Below are 19,666 nucleotides of genomic sequence, written 5' to 3'. Positions count from 1 at the left end.
CCGGCCCCGGCTATTTCTGCCCGGGAAAAACGCGTGATCACCCTCGAACAAACAATCGGCCAGACGCCGCTGGTGCGCCTGCAGCGGCTGGGCCCGGATAACGGCAGTCAGGTCTGGCTCAAGCTGGAAGGTAATAACCCGGCCGGCTCGGTAAAAGACCGGGCGGCACTCTCAATGGTACAGCAGGCGGAGCGGCGCGGCGATATCGCCCCCGGTGACCGACTGATCGAGGCCACCAGCGGCAATACCGGCATCGCGCTGGCGATGATCTGTGCGCTGAAAGGCTACCGCCTGCGGCTGCTGATGCCGGAAAACATGAGCAGTGAACGGATGGCGGCAATGCGTGCCTACGGCGCCGAGCTGGTGCTTGTCGACCGCGAAGAGGGGATGGAAGGCGCCCGCGATCGCGCCCTGGCGATGGCCGCGCGCGGCGAAGGGCGAGTGCTTGATCAGTTTAATAATCCCGATAACCCGCTGGGTCACTATCGCACTACCGGTCCGGAAATCTGGCAGCAAACGGACGGTACGCTAACCCATTTTGTTTCCAGCATGGGAACCACCGGTACCATAACCGGCGTCGGTCGTTACCTGAAAGAGCAATCGCCTGCGGTGCAGGTGATTGGTTTGCAGCCGGAACCCGGCAGCGCTATCCCGGGCATTCGCCGCTGGCCTGAGGCTTATCTGCCGGGGATCTGGCGCCCGGAGTACGTGGATCGGGTGCTGGATATGGGGCAGCAGGAGGCAGAGACCACCATGCGCCTGCTGGCCGCGCGCGAGGGCCTTTTCTGCGGCGTCTCTTCCGGCGGCGCGGTTGCCGGGGCGCTGCGTATCGCCCGGGAGCAGCCCGGCAGCCGGATTGTGGCGATCGTGTGCGATCGCGGCGATCGCTATCTCTCAACCGGCGTGTTCAGCGAGGCCGCGGGCGCGTCTACTCCCGCTCCAGCGCGTGAATAGGATCCATTTTCGCCGCGCGCCGCGCCGGGAAGTAGCCAAAGATCACGCCAATCAGCGTCGAGCAGGCGAAGGCCGCGACGATGGAGAACGGCGAGTAGACCATGCGGAAACTGCCACCGCTGTTGGCCAGCACCGCGCCGGGGATCAGCGACAGCAGTACGCCAATGATACCGCCGGTCAGGCAGACCAGCACCGCCTCGATCAAAAACTGCTGCATGATGTCGCTGGCGCGGGCGCCGACTGCCATGCGCACGCCAATTTCCCGCGTGCGCTCGGTAACCGACACCAGCATAATGTTCATCACGCCAATCCCGCCGACGAACAGCGAAATAAACGCGATCGCCGCCACCAGCAGCGTCAGGGTGTTGGTGGTGCTTTCAATGGTTTTGCGGATGCTGTCGGTATTCAGCACAAAGAAATCTTTCGCGCCGTGACGCTGACTCAGCAGTTGGGTCACCGCGGTTTCCGCCGCGTCAAGCGACACATTGTCCCGCACCTGGACGGTAATGTTGCTAAACCATGACTGACCAATCATTCGCTTCATGACCGCCGTCCACGGCACCCAGATGTTCAGGCTACTGTCGTTGCCGAAGCGGGTTTCACGGGTCGCCACGCCAATAATCTGCACCGGCATGGTATTCAGCATGACCACTTTACCCAGCGGGTCGCCGCCGTGCGGGAAGAGCTTGTCGCGAAGCGGCTCGTCAATCACCGCCACCTGCGCTAGCCGGCGGATGGCATCGCTGCCGAAGGCGTGTCCCTGCGCCAGGTGATAGCCGCGCACGGCAAAAAACTGTTCGCTGACGCCGTTGACCGACACGTTCAGCGCCTGATTACGGTATTTTAGCGTGGCGCTGGTGGAGACGGACGGGGTGACGCCGGCGATATAGGGCTGGCCGGCGAGCGCATCAATATCGCCGGGCCGCAGGGTCTGGATACTGGCGGCGTGGATATCACCGAAGTCGGCGCCGGGGAAGATATCCAGCGTGCTGGTGCCCATCGCGCTGATGTCGGCCAGAATCATCTCCTGCGATCCTTTGCCCAGCGCGACCACCGATACCACCGAGGCGATGCCGATAATGATCCCCAGCATGGTCAGCAGGGTCCGTAAGCGCTGCGAGACCATGGATACCAGCGCCATTTTAAAGGCTTCACTCAGGCGATCGCGCAGCGCGCCCAGTCGCTGACGCGGTGCGGCGGCGGGCGGCGGCAGCGCGGCGGGCGGGGAGAGCGGCTCGCGGCGGGTGTCCGACAGAATCACGCCGTCGTGCAGGGTGATCATGCGCTCAGCGTGCGCCGCGATCTGCCGGTCATGGGTGACGATAATCACCGTGTGGCCCTGCTGATGCAAATCTTTCAGAATGCGCAGCACCTCTTCACCGTTCTGACTGTCCAGCGCGCCGGTCGGCTCATCGGCGAGAATAATCTGTCCGCCGTTGATCAGCGCGCGGGCAATACTGACCCGCTGCTGCTGACCGCCTGATAGCTGGCCGGGCCGGTAGTGCAGCCGCTCGCCGAGGCCGAGGCGGGTCAGCAGCGCTTGCGCCCGCTCGCGCCGGGCCTCGCGGGGAGTGCCGGCGTAGATTGCCGGAATCTCAACGTTGCCTAACGCGGTCAGGTCGTTTAGCAGGTGATACCGCTGAAAGATAAAACCAAAGTATTCGCGCCGCCGCTGCGCCAGCGCATCGTCGTCCAGTGTCGCCAGCGACTCACCGGCAATGTGATACTCGCCGCTGCTCGGCTTATCGAGGCAGCCGAGCAGGTTCATCAGCGTCGATTTGCCCGATCCGGAAGAGCCGACGATGGCGACAAATTCGCCGCTGTCGATGCTGAGGTTGATATTTTTTAGTACCGCAATGTGCTGGTCGCCATTGCGGAACGTGCGGCAGATATGCTGCAGTCGAATCAGGTTCACCGCTTACCCCCCCCGCGATGGGCCGTCAGGCGACCCGGCATCAGCCTCGCCCAGCACCACTTTTTCACCCGGCTGCAGGCCGCTTAAAATCTGCGCCTCGATATTGTTATTCATCCCCGGCGTCACCGGACGATGCTCGGTTCGATCGCCGTCCAGCAGCACGCGCACGCTGTAGCGATCGCCGTTCAGCGTCAGCGCGCTGCTGGGGATAACCAGGGCGTTTTTGGCTTCACCTATCAGGATATGCACTTCGGCGGTCATTGAGATGCGCAGGATATGTTGCGGATTGGCCACGTCGAACAGGCCGTAGTAATAGATGGCGCTAGAGGTCGTGCTGTTGCTACCGCTGGCGCCGGCGGTGCTGGTATCGGTATTGATTGCGTCGGGTGCCGGCTCGATCGCCCGCAGGGTAGCACGGTAGCGCTTATCGGGCTGGCCGGGAATGGTGAACCATACCGACATGCCCGGACGTACGTTCACCACATCGGCTTCAGAAATCCGCGCCTTGACGGTCATGGTATTCAGGTCGGCCACTTTGATGATGGTCGGGGCGCTCTGTACGGCGTTGACCGTCTGGCCGGCCTCTACCGGGGTTGCCACGACGGTGCCGTCGATCGGCGAGGTGATGCGCGTATAGCCAAGATTGACCCCGGCGGTGCTGGCGGCAATGTCTGCCTGCACAATCTGTGCATCGAGCGCCTGAATGTCAGCCTCGGTACTCAGCACGTTCGCCAGCGCCGCATCGTAATCGGCTCTGGCGGTGAGGTTACCGGCCAGCATCGCGCGCTGCCGCGCCAACGTAGCGCGGTACTGGGTCAGCATTGCGCTTTTTGAGGCCCGCTGCGCCTGCACATTCTTCAGCGCGGCCTGAGCATTACGCAGATCGTTTTGCTGGGTCATGCTGTCGATTTCCGCCACCAGCTGCCCGGCGGTGACCGTGTCGCCGAGCGAGACCAGCAGACGTTTGACCTGCCCGGAGGCCTGCGCGCCCACGCTGACCTGCTTGCTGGCGCTCAGCGTGCCGTCGGCCAGTACCGTTTGCTGCATATCGCGCTGCACCACCGTGGCGGTCAGCCAGTTTTTCTGCGGCGTCGACGGGCGTAGCCAGACGGCGGCGGCCGTCAATAGCAGTAACAGTAGCAGTAGCACTGCCAGACCCGGTTTACGTCGAGTGATACGCACGGCCTCTCCCTGTGGTTAAAAGCGTGAAAGAGGCTAATGATATAGCACTTTGTCGGGTAAAGAAGAAACGTCACCTGAATCAGCACGAAATAGAACGTAAGAAATACGAAAAGGCGGCGGCGGCCAGCAGCGGCGAAAACAGGGCATCTTTCTGTGAGGGTGCCGTAATGAAAATCCGGCTGGTTAATGATGATTTGGAACTGGGCACGATGCTGAGTCATTATCTGAGTACCGAAGGGGATGAAGCCACGCTGGCGCTGAGCGGCAGGGCCGGGGTTTCGGGCCGCTATCAGGCGATGATCCTCGATATTATGCTGCCGGATATCGGCAGCATTGAGGTGCTGCGGCAGGTGCAACAGCGCAGCCGCCTGCCGGTGATTATGCTGACCGCGAAGGGCGATAATATCGACCGGGTCACGGGCCTGGTGATGGGGGCCGACGATTCGTGCCCAAGCCCTGCCGTCCTGGCAGCGCAGCGGCTGGCTAACAAAAACGGCACCCGCGGGTGCCGTATGATTTTGCCGTCAGGCTTTATTTTTTGATGCGGATGATCGGCGTTTCACCCACGGTGACGTGGCCGGTCATCTTGTGCAGCTCTTTGATTTCGTCCATGTTGGAGATAACCACCGGCGTCAGGGTTGACTTGGCTTTCTCCTCCAGCAGCGGCAGATCGAATTCGATGACCACGTCACCTTTCTTCACTTTCTGCCCCTCTTCGGCAATGCGCTTAAAGCCTTCGCCTTTCAGCTCAACGGTGTCGATGCCAAAGTGGACGAACAGCTCAATGCCGCTGTCGGATTCGATAGAAAACGCATGGTTGGTTTCGAAAATTTTCCCGATTGTCCCATCTACCGGCGCAACCATTTTGTTGCCCGCCGGCTTGATGGCGACACCGTCACCGACAATTTTTTCTGCAAACACCACGTCCGGTACATCTTCGATATTGACGATTTCGCCTGACAGAGGTGCTACGATCTCAATCGCCGCGCCGTTGGAATCGTTTTTGTCGCCAAACAGTTTAGAAAACAAACCCATGATCTTCTCCTAAGCAGTAATTTTGGGCCAGCGTCCGTGGAATCAGCAGATAGTTTTTTCTTCGATAAACGTATTCACCAGGTTCATCAACTCTTCTGCTGTCGGCTGAGTTAACGCCTGCTCTGCCAATGCCTTCGCATCATCGAAATTCGCATTGCGAATGATTTTCTTGATGCGTGGAATAGAAATGGCACTCATGCTGAATTCGTCCAGCCCCATTCCCAGTAACAGTAGTGTAGCACGTTCGTCTCCTGCCAGCTCACCGCACATACCGGTCCATTTGCCCGCGGCGTGCGAGGCGTCGATCACTTGTTTGATCAGCAGCAGCACCGACGGCGACATGGGGTTGTACAGATGAGAAATCAGATCATTACCACGATCTACTGCCAGAGTATACTGCGTCAGGTCATTTGTCCCAATACTGAAAAAGTCGACCTCTTTCGCCAAGTGATGAGCGATCACCGCGGAGGCCGGTGTTTCCACCATAATGCCCATCTCGATGCTTTCATCAAACGCTTTGTCTTCGCTGCGCAGCTGGCCTTTCAGCATCTCCAGCTCGCCCTTCAGCAGGCGCACTTCTTCAACCGAAATGACCATCGGGAACATGATGCGCAGTTTACCGAAGGCGGAGGCACGCAGAATAGCGCGCAGCTGGGCATGCAGGATCTCGCGGCGGTCAATGGCGATGCGAATGGCGCGCCAGCCGAGGAACGGGTTCTCTTCTTTCGGCAGGTTCATGTAGGGCAGATCTTTATCTCCGCCGATGTCCATGGTGCGGACAATCACCGCCTGTGCGCCCATGCCTTCCGCGACGGCTTTATAGGCCTGAAACTGCTCCTCTTCGGTCGGCAGTGAATCGCGATCCATAAACAGGAATTCGGTGCGGTACAGGCCGACGCCCTCCGCGCCGTTGCGCTCGGCGCCGGCGATATCGCGCACGGTACCGATGTTAGCGCACACTTCAACCTGATGACCGTCGAGGGTAATCGCCGGCAGATCTTTCAGCTTGGCCAGCTCGTCTTTTTCCGCGATGTACTGCGCCTGCACGGCTTTCAGCTCGTCAATCACCGACTCGGTCGGGTTGATGTAAATCTGGTTGTTGACGCCGTCGAGGATCAGGAAATCGCCGTTATTCACCCGGCTGGTGATCTCCCCGGTGCCTACGATCGCCGGCAGCTCCAGCGAGCGCGCCATGATCGAGGTATGGGAAGTGCGGCCACCGAGATCGGTAATAAAGCCCAGCACCTTCTTCAGGTTCAACTGCGCGGTTTCTGACGGGGTCAGATCTTTGGCGACCAGGATCACCTCGTCGCGAATCGCGCTCAGGTCGACAATGTGCAGGCCGAGAATGTTTTGCAGCAGGCGCTTACCGATGTCGCGCACGTCGGCGGCACGCTCTTTCAGGTATTCATCGTCCAGCTCTTCCAGCGCTTTGGCCTGACCTTCAATCACGGCATGGGCGGCGGCATCGGCTGACAGGTGGTCATCTTTGATCTGGGCGATGATTTCCTGCTCCAGCTCCTCATCCTCCAGCAGCATGATGTGGCCTTCAAAGATGGCTTCCTTCTCTTCACCGAAGGTTTCGCCGGCTTTGATTTTAATGGCCTCCAGCTGGGCAGAGGCTTTGCTGCGTCCGTCCAGAAAGCGCTGTACTTCCTGTTCAACCTGGTCATCAGTGATCTTCTTCCGGTTGATGACGATCTCATCTTCCTTCAGCAGGAGTGCCTTGCCGAAGGCGATACCGGGGGATGCTAAAATGCCTGAAATCATAACCCTACCTTTATTCGTGATATCTACTGAAGCCCATTGAAGCAGGCGACGTTGCTGGGCGTGAACCCGATCCTGGTGCTGAGTCATTGCGGGATGGCGCGGCCGGCGCACTATCTGGCAGACCCGACGCAAATGCATTAAGCGTCAGCGTAATGAACGTACTGTACAGAAACAATGACGCGGACAGACTGTCCGCGATCAAAAATGGGGTACATCAGGCGGCAGGTGTGCCAGTGGGTGTGCGTCGGGCACACCGCCTGACGGGCCCAAACGATAGCGCGTCCTTATTCCAGTTCCGCCATCAGTTTGACCAGATGCTCCACCGCTTTCTGTTCGTCTTCCCCTTCGGCAGACAGGGTCACGACGGTTCCCTGAGTCAGACCCAGCGTTTGCAGTTTAAACAGGCTCTTCGCGCTGGCAGATTTGCCGTTGGAGGTCACGGTGATTTCAGAGGCAAAGGCTTTCGCTTCTTTTACAAACTGAGCGGCCGGACGGGTGTGCAGACCATTTGGTGCGGTGATAGTCACTTCTTGCTGAAACATGCTCTTTCCCCAACTTAAGTGGATTGGTGTTGTGGAACTAAAGTTTAGCCTGGTGGCGTCACTTTAGCTTGTATGGGTGCGTCGGGCAGATCGCCGGATGACGCAATGCAGAGTACGAATACCGTCGCGCCGGGCCGATGCGGGCCGCCGACGCGTCGTGCTCTATTATGCCGTTTTTGGCCCCCTGCGCCAAATCCGCTCAGCGATTCAGCATTCTCTCATCCAGGCAGGGATTAATTTCAGGCTTCAAAATAATTCGCTGGTTATGTACCAGAGCCACCGCGGTGATTCAATCTGCCATAAGTGAAAACTTTGACGCAGGCCACAAAAAAGCACCCAAAAGGGTGCTTTTTTAACCGAATCGGCCAGCAATGCTTACTGCTGGAGCTCTTTTTCCGTAAAAAGATCGGCAAACAGGGCGGTGCTGAGGTAGCGCTCGCCGGAAGAGGGCAGGATCACGACAATGTTTTTGTCGGCGAAGGCCGGATCTTCCTGCAGCTTCAGCGCGGCGGCCACCGCGGCTCCGGAAGAGATACCGGCCAGGATGCCTTCCTCTTCCATCAGGCGGCGTGCGGTAGCGATCGCCTCATCATTACCGATCGCCACTACGCGGTCGACCAGCTTCAGATCCAGGTTGCCGGGAATAAAGCCGGCGCCAATGCCCTGAATTTTGTGCGGACCGGGCTTGATCTCTTCCCCAGCCAGCGCCTGAGCAATCACCGGGGAGTCGGTGGGCTCAACCGCCACGGTAATCAGATCTTTTTTCCCACGGGTATTTTTAATATAGCGGCTGACACCGGTCAGCGTTCCGCCGGTGCCGACGCCGGCGATAAAGACATCGACTTCGCCATCGGTGTCTTCCCAGATTTCCGGACCGGTGGTTTTTTCATGAATCTCCGGATTGGCCGGGTTGCTGAACTGCTGCAGCATGACCACGTGGTCCGGATTGCTGGCGACGATCTCTTCAGCCTTGGCGATGGCCCCCTTCATGCCTTTCGCCCCTTCGGTCAGCACCAGATTCGCGCCCAGCGCCTTCAGCAGTTTGCGCCGCTCCACGCTCATGGTTTCCGGCATGGTCAGCGTCAGCTTGTAGCCACGCGCCGCCGCCACGTAGGCCAGCGCAATGCCGGTGTTGCCACTGGTTGGCTCCACCAGTTCGATACCGGGCTTGAGAATGCCCCGCTTCTCTGCATCCCAAATCATATTGGCACCGATACGGCACTTGATGCTGAAGCTGGGGTTACGGGACTCCACCTTCGCCAGGATACGGCCGTTACCTATGCGATTTAAACGCACCAGCGGCGTATGTCCGATGGTCAGTGAATTGTCTTCATAAATCTTACTCATAGCCCGTCCTTAACTGGTTGAAATGGTGCGTCCATCAGAGAATACCTTAACAGTGGAGGCACGGAAGTAAACAAATGGCATATGGATATGTGAAGCGGAAATAAGCGTCAGCCAGAGCGGAGGCACCGCGTGGGGCCTCCGCCGGGCGTTAACGCGCTGACGCCAGCCGGGAACGATAGTTATCGACCCACATGGCGGTAGCGCCGCAGACGGCCACCGGCATGATCGCCAGATTCAGGAGCGGAATCAGGGTAAACAGACTGACCAGTGAGCCGAACTGCATATGGGTGGCTTTATGCTGGCGCAGGGCGGCACGCATGGTAGCGAAACTGACTTTGTGGTTGTCGAACGGATAATCACAATACTGAATCGACAATGTCCAGGCGCTGAACAGAAACCACAGCACCGGGGCGAGGGTTTGCCCGACGCCGGGTATAAAGTAGAGCAGCAGCAGTACCAGCGCCCGCGGTAAGTACCATACCAGTTTCTGCACTTCGCGCTTCACTATTCGCGGCACGTCTTTCAGCAGTGCGGCCCAGCCGGCGTCCGGCGCCGGCCGTCCGGTTAGCCGGGCTTCCAGCTGTTCGGCCAGCAGGCCGCAAAACGGTGCGGCAATCCAGTTGGCGACGGTGGAGAAGAAGTAGCTGAAGACCAGCAAAATGGCGATCACCGTCAGGGGCCACAGCAGATAGTTTATCCACTGTAGCCAGTCGGGAACGTGGGAGAGCAGGGCCGGGATCCAGTCGCCGAGGCGGTAGAAAAGCCAGATAAAAGCGCCGCCCATCAGCAGGACGTTGACCAGCAGCGGCAGCAGCACAAAGCGACGGATTCCCGGCAGGCGAATGAGCCGCCAGCCTTGAGTAAAGTAGTGAAAACCGCTGCGTTGAGAGGCAGGAAGCGATGAAACCATGGACCTGAGTACTCCTGAAGATAGCGTGACGAACTTCACTATAACGCCTCTGCGGCGCGATACCAGTAGCGCTTTGGCTGAAAAAACAGCAGAAAGGCGTAAGTGAAGCATCTTATTTACCAGAAAACAGTGTACAGACTTGCACTTGTCTGGCAGGGCAAATACAGTTAGAGAATAAAGTTTGCCGCGGTGGCAAGATATTGGAACAACAGAGAATACAATGATGCAGGATTTGCGTCTGATATTAATCGTTGTTGGCGCGATCGCCATAATAGCGCTGCTATTGCACGGGCTGTGGACCAGTCGTAAAGAGCGTTCATCCGTGTTTCGCGATCGCCCGCACAAACGCATACAGCACGACAGTGACCCGCAGCCCGGCGAAGAGTCCGATGGCATCGGTGAGGTGCGCGCGCACCGTCAGGATGCGGAGAGCGCCGCGAAGCCGGTGACTCCGGAGCCTGCGCCGGTGCGCCAGCCGGAACCTCAACCGACGCCCCGCCGCGAGGAGCCGCACTTTGCGCCGCCCGCTGGAGCCAACGCACCAGACGGCTACGATCCGCTGTTCGACGCCCCGGCCGATGCTCCCCAGCCTGCTGCTGTTCCGCCGCCGCCTGATGCGCCGCGGACGCACGCCGAGCCCCCGCACCACGACGATCGCGCGGCTGAGCCGGCGTCAGCGCCGGCAGACACCCCGGTTCAGTCAGCGCCGGTCGCGGCGCCGCGCGACGAGCCCGCACCCTCCGCCGCGACAGCGGAAAAGCGTAAAGAGGCGGTCTTGGTTCTGCACGTGGCCGCCCATGCCGGCGGCGTTCTCAATGGTGAAGCCCTGCTACAGGGCATCCTGCAGGCCGGCTTCCAGTTCGGTGAAATGAATATTTTCCATCGTCATCTGAGCCCGGCCGGCAGCGGCCCGGTGCTGTTCAGCCTGGCGAACATGGTCAAACCGGGCTCCTTTAACCCCGATGCGATGGGCGATTTTAGCACCCCGGGCGTCTCGATTTTTATGATGGTGCCGTCCTACGGCGATGCGTTCCAGAACTTTAAGCTGATGCTGCAGTCGGCGCAGCGGATTGCCGATGACGTCGGTGGCGTAGTGCTGGATGATGAGCGGCGGATGATGACGCCGCAGAAGCTCGAAACGTACAAAGCCAGCATCCGCGAAGTGGTGGAAAACACCCCATAACCACGCTGACCACGCTATTCCCAAACCCCCGAATCAGGGGGTTTTTTATCTTTAATGGTACTGCTATGACTCTCCAGGACAACATCACCGCGCTGCGCGCTGCGCTGCGCCATCACGAATACTGCTATCACGTGCTGGATGCGCCTGAAGTCCCCGATGCCGAATACGATAGGCTAATGGGCGAGCTGCGCGCGCTGGAGGCGGCGCATCCCGAGCTGGTCGTTCCCGATTCTCCGACTCAGCGGGTGGGCGCCGCGCCGCTCAGCGTCTTTGACACGGTGCGCCATGCAGTGCCAATGCTGTCGCTGGATAACGCCTTTGATGAAGCGAGCTTTCTGGCGTTTTGTAAGCGCGTGCAGGAGCGGCTCAAGCGCGAGCAGGCCATTGACTGGTGCTGCGAACTGAAGTTGGATGGCCTCGCCGTCAGCCTGCTGTATGAAGATGGCCTGCTGGTGCAGGCCGCCACCCGCGGTGACGGCACCACCGGAGAAAACATTACCGCCAATGTTCGCACGATACGCGCGGTACCGCTGCGGCTGCAGGGGGATAACCTGCCGCAGCGCCTGGAAGTTCGCGGTGAGGTCTTTATGCCGCAGGCCGGCTTTGAAAAGCTGAACGAAGCGGCCCGCCGCCGCGGAGAAAAAGTGTTCGCCAATCCGCGCAACGCCGCCGCCGGATCGTTGCGCCAGCTCGATCCCCGCATCACCGCTAAACGCCCGCTGACCTTTTTCTGCTACGGCTTTGGCCTGCTGGAGGGGGGCACGCTGCCGGATACGCACTATGACCGGCTCCAGCAGTTTAAGGCCTGGGGCCTGCCGGTGAGCGATCGGGTGCGGCTGTGCCATACGCCCGAAGAGGCGCTGCAGTTTTACCGCGACGTGGAGCGGGATCGTCCGTCACTCGGTTTTGATATCGACGGAGTGGTGATCAAGGTTAATCAGCAGGCCCTGCAGCAAGAGCTGGGCTTTGTTGCGCGCGCGCCGCGCTGGGCGGTGGCGTTCAAGTTTCCGGCCCAGGAGCAGCTGACCTGGGTGCGCGACGTCGAATTTCAGGTAGGGCGCACCGGCGCGATCACCCCCGTCGCCCGGCTGGAGCCGATACAGGTGGCAGGGGTGATGGTCAGCAATGCCACCCTGCACAACGCCGACGAAATTGCCCGCCTGGGCCTGCGCATTGGCGATCGGGTGGTGGTGCGCCGCGCCGGCGACGTGATCCCGCAGGTCGTGGGAGTTATCGAGGCGGAGCGCCCGGCCGACACGCGGGAGATTGTGTTTCCTCACCGCTGTCCGGTCTGTCACTCCGACGTTGAGCGGGTAGAAGGCGAGGCGGTTACCCGCTGTACCGGCGGACTGATTTGTGGCGCCCAGCGCAAAGAGGCGCTAAAGCATTTTGTCTCGCGCCGTGCGCTGGATGTGGACGGCATGGGCGATAAAATTATCGATCAGCTGGTGGAGAAAGAGTACGTCCATACGCCGGCGGATCTGTTTACGCTGACCGCCGGTAAGCTTACCGGACTGGATCGCATGGGGCCAAAGTCGGCGCAAAATGTGGTTGCCGCGCTGGAAAAAGCCAAATCGACCACGCTGGCCCGCTTTCTCTACGCGCTGGGGATCCGCGAGGTGGGCGAGGCGACCGCGGCAAATCTGGCGATGCATTTTGGTTCGCTGGAGGGGCTAATGGCCGCCGATCATGACGCGCTGATCGCCGTACCGGATGTCGGTAACGTGGTGGCCGCGCATGTACGCCACTTTTTCGATGAAGAGAGTAACCGCAATGTGATCGCTGAGCTTATCACCGACGCGGGGATCCACTGGCCGGCGGTGGAGGTGGTGAAGCCCGACGAGATTGACAGTCCGTTTGCCGGAAAAACCGTCGTACTGACCGGTTCGCTCAGCCTGATGTCGCGCGATGAGGCGAAAGCGCAGCTCACCGCGCTGGGCGCGAAAGTCAGCGGCAGCGTGTCAAAAAAGACCGATCTGCTGATAGCCGGAGAAGCCGCCGGTTCCAAGCTCAGCAAAGCCGAGGCGCTCGGTATTGCGGTAATTGACGAGGCGGAAATGGTCCGCCTGCTGGGGAACTGAGATGGATAAAAGCCAGCTGGTTGCGATCGCCAATACCGCGATGCCGTTTGGCAAATACCGCGGGCGGAAGTTGATTGATCTGCCTGAGGAGTATCTGCTGTGGTTTGCCCGCAGCGGCGATTTTCCAGCCGGGCGCCTTGGTGAGCTGATGCAGCTGACGCTCGCGATCAAGGTCGAGGGACTGGAGGGGCTGCTTAAGCCCCTCCGGCGGTCATGAACTTTTTGGCACCGCGGCTTCAGCCGCCGCCTGGTCGCCTTTTTTCTTATAGCGCTGAGCGATAAACGAACAGACCATCAGCTGCACTTGGTGGAAAATCATCAGCGGCAGCACAATGATGCCGACTGAGGCGGCGGGAAACAGAATATTGGCCATCGGCACGCCGTTGGCCAGGCTCTTTTTAGATCCGCAAAACAACATGGTAATTTCATCGGCGCGACTGAAGCCGAAGCCCCGCGCGGCCAGCAGATTGATCAGCAGCACAACCGTCAGCAGCAGTAAACTGCCGGCGAGGATCCACAGTAGCGTATCCACCCCCACCTGCTGCCAGATACCATTCACCACCGCTTCACTGAAGGCGGTGTAGACCACCAGCAAAATAGAGGTTTGATCGGTTTTACCAATCAGTCCGCGATGACGCTCTATCCAGCCGCCGATCCAGCGCCGCGACAGGTGGCCAAGGATAAACGGTACCAGCAGCTGCAGCAGAATCTTGCCGATCTGTTCCAGACCGTTCGACGGGCCGTCGCTGTGGACATTCATCACCAGGTTGACCAGCAGCGGAGAGATAAACACGCCCAGCAGGCTGGAGGCCGAGGCGGCGCATACCGCTGCGGCGACGTTCCCCCCGGCCATAGACGTAAAGGCGATCGCCGACTGCACCGTGGCGGGTAAAATGCACAGGTAGAGGAAGCCGGTGTAGATCTCCTCGCCGACGTTGACCGGGTGCCACCAGACCAGCGCCAGGCCGAGCAGTGGAAACAGTACAAAGGTGCTGAACATAATCCACAGGTGCAGACGCCAGTGGCTGCTGCCGGCGATAATTTTCTCCCGCGATAGCTTGGCGCCGTGCATAAAAAACAGCAGCGCGATGGCCGCGGTGGTCAGGCCGTCAAAGAAGGGGACAAACGCCCCGCGCGCGGGGAGAAAGCTGGCCAGCATTACGGTAATAATCAGTTTGACCATCATCGGGTCAAGTCGCAGAAAACCCATCGTGAGTACCTGAGGCAAATCAAAGAGGCCCCCATTGTGCGGGGGACGGGTTTAGAAATAAAATTGATTTATTAAATCCATCTATGAATAAAATAAATGAATTATACACTGCGGCAGTTACGGGTGTTCGTGGCGGTGGCGCGCCACGGCAGTTTTAGCCAGGCGGGACAGCATATTGGCCTGAGCCAGTCGGCGGTCAGCCACAGTATCAAGGAGCTGGAGAGCGAGGCGGGGGTACGCCTGCTGGATCGTACCACCCGCGAGGTGGTGCTGACCGAAGCCGGTTCCCAGCTGGCCAGGCGGCTGGAGAGCGTGCTGGATGAGCTGCACGCGACGCTGCTGGATGTCCGTCACTATGGCGAACAGCGGCGTGGAACGGTGCGCATCGCTGCCAGTCAAACCATTTCGGCGCACCTGATGCCCCACTGCCTGTCAGCCAGCCGGCAGCGCTATCCGGATGTACGCGTGGTGCTGCGCGATAGGCTACAGCAGGAGGTTCTGCAAAGCGTGCGCAACGCCGAGGTGGATTTTGGGATCGTGGTTAACCCGCTGCACACCCAGGATCTGACCTGTGAAACCATTCTGGAAGAGCCTTTTTTGCTGCTGTGCCGCGAGGATGACGCGCTGATGGTACCGACAACGGTCAGCTGGCAGAGGCTGGCCGGACGGGTGGTGGTGCTACAGGATTACGCGTCCGGCAGCCGCGCGCTGATCGATGCGGCGCTGGAGGCGCAGGGCGTGGCGGTGGCGGTGGCGCAAGAAGTGGGGCATCCGGCCACCCTCTATCCGATGGTCGAGGCCGGTATTGGCATCAGCATTCTCCCGGCGCTGGCGCTGCCCCTGCCGGAGGGCAGCTCGCTGGCGGTGCGGCCGCTGCTGCCAACGGTGAACCGCTCGCTGATGCTGATCAGGCGTAAGAACCGCACCCTGTCCCCGGCGGCGGAGGCGCTGTGGCAACTGGTGGGGCAGCAGGCGGCACAGCTTACCGCCCGTCGGCAGCGCAGCGGCGGCTTTTAGCTATACGCATCCAACCGGTGAGTCCCCGGCTGACGGACGATGTCCCGGCGGCGCGCGGCGCTTGCCCCGCCTGTGGCCTCCCGATCTGCTGCTGAACCCACGGCTGCATCTGGCGTGGTGGCCGGCGGCCATATCGCGACTGGTCCGCTGCGTATGCCGCCGGATTAGCGCCTGAATTTTTTCTCAGCGCCGCAGCCTGACTGGCCACACTGCAGTTCGATGCGCTGCGGCCGCGTGGGCTGCTCAGCAGCGCGGTCGCGGGCTGAGCATCGTCATCCTCCTCCTTCTTTCTTTTTCCTCACGTTGGGATGGTATTGCTATCGGTCCGGACAGGGCGGCGCGTGGGCCGAGTTTCGTCAGGGAAGCGCGGGGATTGCACCTATTTAATCTCGCTTTTGTCAGCGCCGCTTTTTTGGTCACGCGAATTGATGCGGCAGATCGCTACCCTCGCTGCTGACGCTGAGCAAGATAAGGAGCAAAGCATGCAGCGATTAACAGGACGCACCGCGCTGATCACCGGCGCGGGATCGGGAATTGGGCAGGCAACGGTGAAGCGCTTTCTACAGGAGGGCGCGCGGGTGGTGGCGGTAGATGTGTCGACGGCGGGGCTGCAGGAGACGCGACTGCAGGCCCAGCAGGCCGGTATTGATGCGCGCCTCACCCTGCTGGAGGTGGATATTGCCCAGGAAGCGGCGGTCAGGGAGCAGATTGGCGCGGCGATCGCCGCCACCGGTGAACTGGATATCCTGGTGAACGCCGCCGGGATCCTGCGCGCGTCGCATACCCATCTGACCACGCTGGAGTTTTGGAACACGCTGCTGGCGGTTAACCTGACCGGCACGTTCCTGGTGACCCGCACCGCGCTGCCCGCACTGCTGGCCAGCGGCAGGGGCGTGGTCGTCAACTTCAGCTCCACCTCAGCCAGTTTTGCCCATCCCTACATGGCGGCGTACGCCGCAAGCAAAGGGGGTATCCAGGCCTTTACCCATGCCATTGCCGGTGAATATGCCAGACAGGGGCTGCGCGCGCTGGCGGTGGCGCCCGGCAGTATTGCTTCCGGGATGACCCGCGATCCGGGACTGCCGGCGGACGCCGATATGTCGCTGTTTGCTAAGCTGGTGCCGGCGCTGGGGCAGGGAATGGGCTCGCCCGATTGCGTGGCGGCGGTGGTTGCACTGTTTGCTTCAGATGATGGCCTTTTTATCACCGGAACGGAGCTGCGAATCGATGGCGGTACCCATATGTAAAGCAGGGAAGGCGGCAGGAGCACATCCTGACCGGAGCCGGCCGATCGCAAGGCACCCACAGGGCGCCCTTTCTGTAGGGGGGATCCAGGAAGATTCGGCGGCGTCTGGTTGCGCGAGGCGCTGCTGCGCGGTCTCACTATGCCTGATCCGCTCTCGCGGCCGGTTCAGATGCTGACCAGTGACGCATAGCAAAAAGGCGCCTTTAGGGCGCCTTTCTACATTGGTGGGTCGTGCAGGATTCGAACCTGCGACCAATTGATTAAAAGTCAACTGCTCTACCAACTGAGCTAACGACCCGAAGTGGTGGGTGATGACGGGCTCGAACCGCCGACCCCCTCCGTGTAAAGGAGATGCTCTACCAACTGAGCTAATCACCCACTTCGGAAATCATGACACTTAAGGCTGATGGTGGGTGATGACGGGCTCGAACCGCCGACCCCCTCCGTGTAAAGGAGATGCTCTACCAACTGAGCTAATCACCCATCTCACACATCAAGTCTCACTACACTGCAGGCCATCATTGAGATGGTGGGTGATGACGGGCTCGAACCGCCGACCCCCTCCGTGTAAAGGAGATGCTCTACCAACTGAGCTAATCACCCCCGCTGTGTGGAGTCGCATTATAGGGATCGCGCCAAATGAGTCAACGGTTTTTAAAACGAAAATGTGTGTTCGCCGTAAATTTAGGCAGTCTGGCGCCCATTTAAACAACCTTGCCGGTAAATGGGGGATTTTACCGCCTGCGGCCCGCAAACCACCGGGAAGAAGATTGAGGAATCAGGGCTGGCTGGTAGAATATGTGTACGTTAACAGCGGGGCATTTCCCGCGAATCCTTGTGTTTCATCCCGGAATACTGCGTATTAAGGCAACGCCCAATGAAAATCAAAACCCGTTTTGCGCCCAGCCCCACCGGCTATCTGCACGTGGGGGGCGCGCGTACCGCTCTCTACTCCTGGCTGTTTGCCCGTCATCATCAGGGCGAATTTGTGCTGCGAATTGAGGATACCGATCTGGAGCGCTCTACCCAGCCGGCGATCGAAGCCATTATGGATGGCATGAACTGGCTGAATCTCGACTGGGATGAGGGCCCGTGGTTCCAGACTAAACGCTTTGACCGCTACAACGCGGTGATTGATGAGATGCTGGAGCAGGGCACGGCCTATAAGTGTTACTGTTCGAAAGAGCGGCTGGAGGCCCTGCGTGAAACGCAGATGGCGAACGGTGAGAAGCCGCGTTATGACGGCCGCTGCCGCGATAATCACGCGCACCACGGTGAAGATGAGCCCTGTGTGGTCCGCTTCCGTAATCCGCAGGAAGGTGCGGTGGTATTTGACGATCAGATCCGCGGTCCGATCGAATTCAGTAACCAGGAGCTGGACGATCTGATTATTCGCCGTACCGATGGATCGCCGACCTATAACTTCTGCGTGGTGATTGATGACTGGGATATGGGCATTACCCACGTGATTCGCGGCGAAGACCATATCAACAACACGCCGCGCCAGATCAATATCCTGAAGGCGATTGGCGCGCACGTGCCGACCTATGCGCACGTCTCAATGATTTTGGGCGATGATGGTAAGAAGCTGTCTAAGCGCCACGGAGCGGTCGGCGTGATGCAGTATCGGGATGATGGTTATCTGCCGGAAGCGCTGCTCAATTACCTGGTGCGGATGGGCTGGTCGCACGGCGATCAGGAAATCTTCTCCCGCGAGGAGATGATTGCGCTGTTTGATCTGCATGCGGTAAGCAAATCTGCCAGTGCGTTCAACACGGAAAAGCTGCAGTGGCTGAACCATCACTACATTAACCATCTGCCGCCGGAATACGTCGCCACCCAGCTGCAGTGGCACATTGAACAGGCCAACATCGATACCCGCACCGGCCCGGAGCTGGCGCAGCTGGTCAGGCTGCTTGGCGATCGCTGCAAAACGCTGAAAGAGATAGCGGCCTCGTGTCGCTACTTCTATGAAGAGTTTGAGGCCTTTGATGCCGACGCGGCGAAAAAGCACCTGCGTCCGGTGGCGCGTCAGCCGCTGGAACGGGTGCGGGATAAACTGAAGGCGCTGGAGCAGTGGACGCCGGAGCACGTTCATCAGGCGATTCAGGCCACCGCCGATGAGCTGGACGTGGGGATGGGTAAGGTAGGGATGCCGCTGCGCGTGGCAGTCACCGGCGGCGGCCAGTCTCCGGGGCTGGACGTGACGGTGCATGCCATTGGTCAGGCGCGCTGTGCGGCGCGAATCGATCGCGCGCTGGCGTTTATCAGCGAGCGTGAAGCCGGCTAACGGCAGCGGCAGCGCAACAAAAAGCCAGCTCAGCAGCTGGCTTTTTTTTAATTATCGATCCCCAGTCGTGTTAATAATCCCTGAATCCCCTCGCGCAGCAGCATCGTGTATAGCTTCTCCTGCTCTTGCGGGGTCATCTGATTCAGCGACTTCAGGATTAATGCCGCTAAGCCATCGTGCCCGACTACGTAACCTGCTGTCGACTCGGACGCATGCCGGGTGGTGCTAAGAAAGGTTTTTACGCGTTCATCAATATGAATCAGGCGGGCCTTACCGCCCTGAACGCCCGGCTTGGGGACGGTCTCCCAACCCTCTTTTTTAACCCATTTATTGATTGTCTGGCGACTATACCCTGTCACCTTTGCTAACTCATCCGGTGTTAACCAGTCCTTTTTCACAAGTGCATTCCCTGTACGATTTGACAGGAGAACATCTTACAATATGTCGTCAGGGGATAAAGTAATAACACCATCTTACGTGAAATTTTAACGACATAGCCCAACAGATAGGTGATAGCCATCACGAAAAATCGCCCGCTACGCGCGCGCGGCGATCGCATTTTAAACGCAATGGCGGCTTTTTCAGCGATCGCACCGCAATCCGCAATTTGCCGTTGACACCCCGCGCGGGGTTGCATATTATCCCCGCCGTCAACACGACACGGTTTTTCGGTACGGGGCTATAGCTCAGCTGGGAGAGCGCTTGCATGGCATGCAAGAGGTCAGCGGTTCGATCCCGCTTAGCTCCACCAAACTTTCACCCGGAGAGTTTGGAACATCGAAAAAACGGCACCTCTGGTGTGGGGGTATAGCTCAGCTGGGAGAGCGCTTGCATGGCATGCAAGAGGTCAGCGGTTCGATCCCGCTTATCTCCACCAATCACTTCTCTGGTATCACTCTCTGGCGCTGTCAGCGCACGCAACCACAATTTTCCTGATGAACTACCGCATTCGCTGCCGTTTACGCCGCGGCGTTTTGCTGTGTT

General features: G+C 59.5%; 16 protein-coding genes, 6 tRNA genes and 1 pseudogene. 10 read left to right on the top strand and 13 right to left on the bottom strand.

The window, feature by feature from the left end:
- The first annotated feature begins 33 nt into the window (after window positions 1-33).
- Entirely contained in the window at window positions 34-954 is a 921-nt protein-coding gene (gene cysM / locus BS626_RS05610) for a cysteine synthase CysM (protein ID WP_075181405.1), read from the top strand.
- Here cysM and BS626_RS05605 read toward each other — a convergent pair.
- Together BS626_RS05605 and BS626_RS05600 are read right to left on the bottom strand one after the other, a co-directional pair.
- Window positions 929-2,869, bottom strand: a complete 1,941-nt coding sequence (locus BS626_RS05605; RefSeq protein ID WP_075181404.1) for a MacB family efflux pump subunit — start codon at window positions 2,867-2,869, stop codon at window positions 929-931. The two genes, cysM and BS626_RS05605, sit on opposite strands and share 26 nt — an antisense overlap.
- A 3-nt stretch (window positions 2,870-2,872) precedes the next feature.
- Window positions 2,873-4,051, bottom strand: a complete 1,179-nt coding sequence (locus tag BS626_RS05600) for an efflux RND transporter periplasmic adaptor subunit (RefSeq protein WP_205949619.1) — start codon at window positions 4,049-4,051, stop codon at window positions 2,873-2,875.
- 167 nt (window positions 4,052-4,218) lie between these two features.
- On the opposite strand from BS626_RS05600, the pseudogene BS626_RS05595 reads away from it, so the two are divergent.
- A pseudogene (locus BS626_RS05595) lies at window positions 4,219-4,532 on the top strand (response regulator); the annotation flags it as partial.
- Window positions 4,533-4,582: 50 nt separating this feature from the next.
- Here BS626_RS05595 and crr read toward each other — a convergent pair.
- The 5 genes from crr to cysZ form a co-directional block, all read right to left on the bottom strand.
- Window positions 4,583-5,086, bottom strand: coding sequence for a PTS glucose transporter subunit IIA (gene crr / locus BS626_RS05590; protein ID WP_075181403.1), 504 nt, complete (start codon window positions 5,084-5,086; stop codon window positions 4,583-4,585).
- Window positions 5,087-5,128: 42 nt separating this feature from the next.
- On the bottom strand, window positions 5,129-6,856 hold the full coding sequence (gene ptsI, locus BS626_RS05585; RefSeq protein ID WP_075181402.1) for a phosphoenolpyruvate-protein phosphotransferase PtsI: 1,728 nt from the start codon (window positions 6,854-6,856) through the stop codon (window positions 5,129-5,131).
- A 284-nt stretch (window positions 6,857-7,140) separates the two neighbouring features.
- A complete protein-coding gene (gene ptsH / locus BS626_RS05580) occupies window positions 7,141-7,398 on the bottom strand; it encodes a phosphocarrier protein Hpr (RefSeq protein ID WP_034916267.1) in 258 nt (85 codons plus the stop codon).
- Between the two features lie 375 nt (window positions 7,399-7,773).
- Window positions 7,774-8,745: a cysteine synthase A gene (gene cysK / locus BS626_RS05575; protein WP_075181401.1), complete on the bottom strand. Its 972-nt coding sequence runs from the start codon at window positions 8,743-8,745 to the stop codon at window positions 7,774-7,776.
- Window positions 8,746-8,893: 148 nt separating this feature from the next.
- Complete coding sequence (cysZ, locus tag BS626_RS05570; RefSeq protein ID WP_075181400.1) at window positions 8,894-9,655, bottom strand: sulfate transporter CysZ; 762 nt, start codon at window positions 9,653-9,655, stop codon at window positions 8,894-8,896.
- Window positions 9,656-9,875: 220 nt separating this feature from the next.
- Here cysZ and zipA point away from each other — a divergent pair, with 220 nt between their 5' ends.
- The 3 genes from zipA (at window position 9,876) to BS626_RS05555 (ending at window position 13,136) form a co-directional block, all read left to right on the top strand.
- Window positions 9,876-10,838: a cell division protein ZipA gene (gene zipA, locus BS626_RS05565; RefSeq protein WP_075181399.1), complete on the top strand. Its 963-nt coding sequence runs from the start codon at window positions 9,876-9,878 to the stop codon at window positions 10,836-10,838.
- Window positions 10,839-10,903: 65 nt separating this feature from the next.
- Window positions 10,904-12,919 (top strand): NAD-dependent DNA ligase LigA, encoded by a 2,016-nt coding sequence (gene ligA / locus BS626_RS05560; RefSeq protein ID WP_075181398.1) that lies wholly within the window; start codon window positions 10,904-10,906, stop codon window positions 12,917-12,919.
- A gap of 1 nt (window position 12,920) precedes the next feature.
- Window positions 12,921-13,136 carry a DUF3820 family protein gene (locus tag BS626_RS05555; RefSeq protein ID WP_075181397.1) on the top strand — a complete coding sequence of 72 codons (216 nt, stop codon included), beginning with the start codon at window positions 12,921-12,923 and terminating at the stop codon, window positions 13,134-13,136.
- Here BS626_RS05555 and BS626_RS05550 read toward each other — a convergent pair.
- Window positions 13,131-14,129, bottom strand: a complete 999-nt coding sequence (locus BS626_RS05550) for a bile acid:sodium symporter family protein (protein ID WP_075181396.1) — start codon at window positions 14,127-14,129, stop codon at window positions 13,131-13,133. The two genes, BS626_RS05555 and BS626_RS05550, sit on opposite strands and share 6 nt — an antisense overlap.
- A 96-nt stretch (window positions 14,130-14,225) precedes the next feature.
- Here BS626_RS05550 and BS626_RS05545 point away from each other — a divergent pair, with 96 nt between their 5' ends.
- Both BS626_RS05545 and BS626_RS05540 read left to right on the top strand, forming a co-directional pair.
- Entirely contained in the window at window positions 14,226-15,146 is a 921-nt protein-coding gene (locus BS626_RS05545; protein WP_075181395.1) for a LysR family transcriptional regulator, read from the top strand.
- Window positions 15,147-15,628: 482 nt separating this feature from the next.
- Window positions 15,629-16,393, top strand: coding sequence for an SDR family NAD(P)-dependent oxidoreductase (locus BS626_RS05540; protein WP_075181394.1), 765 nt, complete (start codon window positions 15,629-15,631; stop codon window positions 16,391-16,393).
- A 221-nt stretch (window positions 16,394-16,614) separates the two neighbouring features.
- On the opposite strand, the gene BS626_RS05535 is transcribed toward BS626_RS05540, so the two are convergent.
- From BS626_RS05535 to BS626_RS05520, 4 genes are all read right to left on the bottom strand, one after another.
- Window positions 16,615-16,690: transfer RNA gene (locus BS626_RS05535), tRNA-Lys, on the bottom strand.
- A 4-nt stretch (window positions 16,691-16,694) separates the two neighbouring features.
- Window positions 16,695-16,770, bottom strand: a tRNA-Val gene (locus tag BS626_RS05530).
- Window positions 16,771-16,799: 29 nt separating this feature from the next.
- Window positions 16,800-16,875 (bottom strand) — tRNA-Val (locus tag BS626_RS05525).
- A gap of 44 nt (window positions 16,876-16,919) precedes the next feature.
- Window positions 16,920-16,995, bottom strand: a tRNA-Val gene (locus BS626_RS05520).
- Window positions 16,996-17,269: 274 nt separating this feature from the next.
- Between BS626_RS05520 and gltX the strand changes: the two genes are divergently transcribed.
- Window positions 17,270-18,682: a glutamate--tRNA ligase gene (gene gltX / locus BS626_RS05515; protein ID WP_075181393.1), complete on the top strand. Its 1,413-nt coding sequence runs from the start codon at window positions 17,270-17,272 to the stop codon at window positions 18,680-18,682.
- A 47-nt stretch (window positions 18,683-18,729) separates the two neighbouring features.
- Here gltX and BS626_RS05510 read toward each other — a convergent pair whose 3' ends face one another.
- Complete coding sequence (locus tag BS626_RS05510; RefSeq protein ID WP_075181392.1) at window positions 18,730-19,080, bottom strand: YfeC-like transcriptional regulator; 351 nt, start codon at window positions 19,078-19,080, stop codon at window positions 18,730-18,732.
- Window positions 19,081-19,357: 277 nt separating this feature from the next.
- Between BS626_RS05510 and BS626_RS05500 the strand changes: the two genes are divergently transcribed.
- Together BS626_RS05500 and BS626_RS05495 are read left to right on the top strand one after the other, a co-directional pair.
- Window positions 19,358-19,433: transfer RNA gene (locus BS626_RS05500), tRNA-Ala, on the top strand.
- A gap of 50 nt (window positions 19,434-19,483) precedes the next feature.
- Window positions 19,484-19,559 (top strand) — tRNA-Ala (locus BS626_RS05495).
- Window positions 19,560-19,666: the final 107 nt, after the last annotated feature.

The organism is Pantoea sp. 1.19, from assembly GCF_001922585.1.
GTDB lineage: Bacteria > Pseudomonadota > Gammaproteobacteria > Enterobacterales > Enterobacteriaceae > 1-19.
This window is presented reverse-complemented; position numbering and strand designations above follow the sequence as displayed.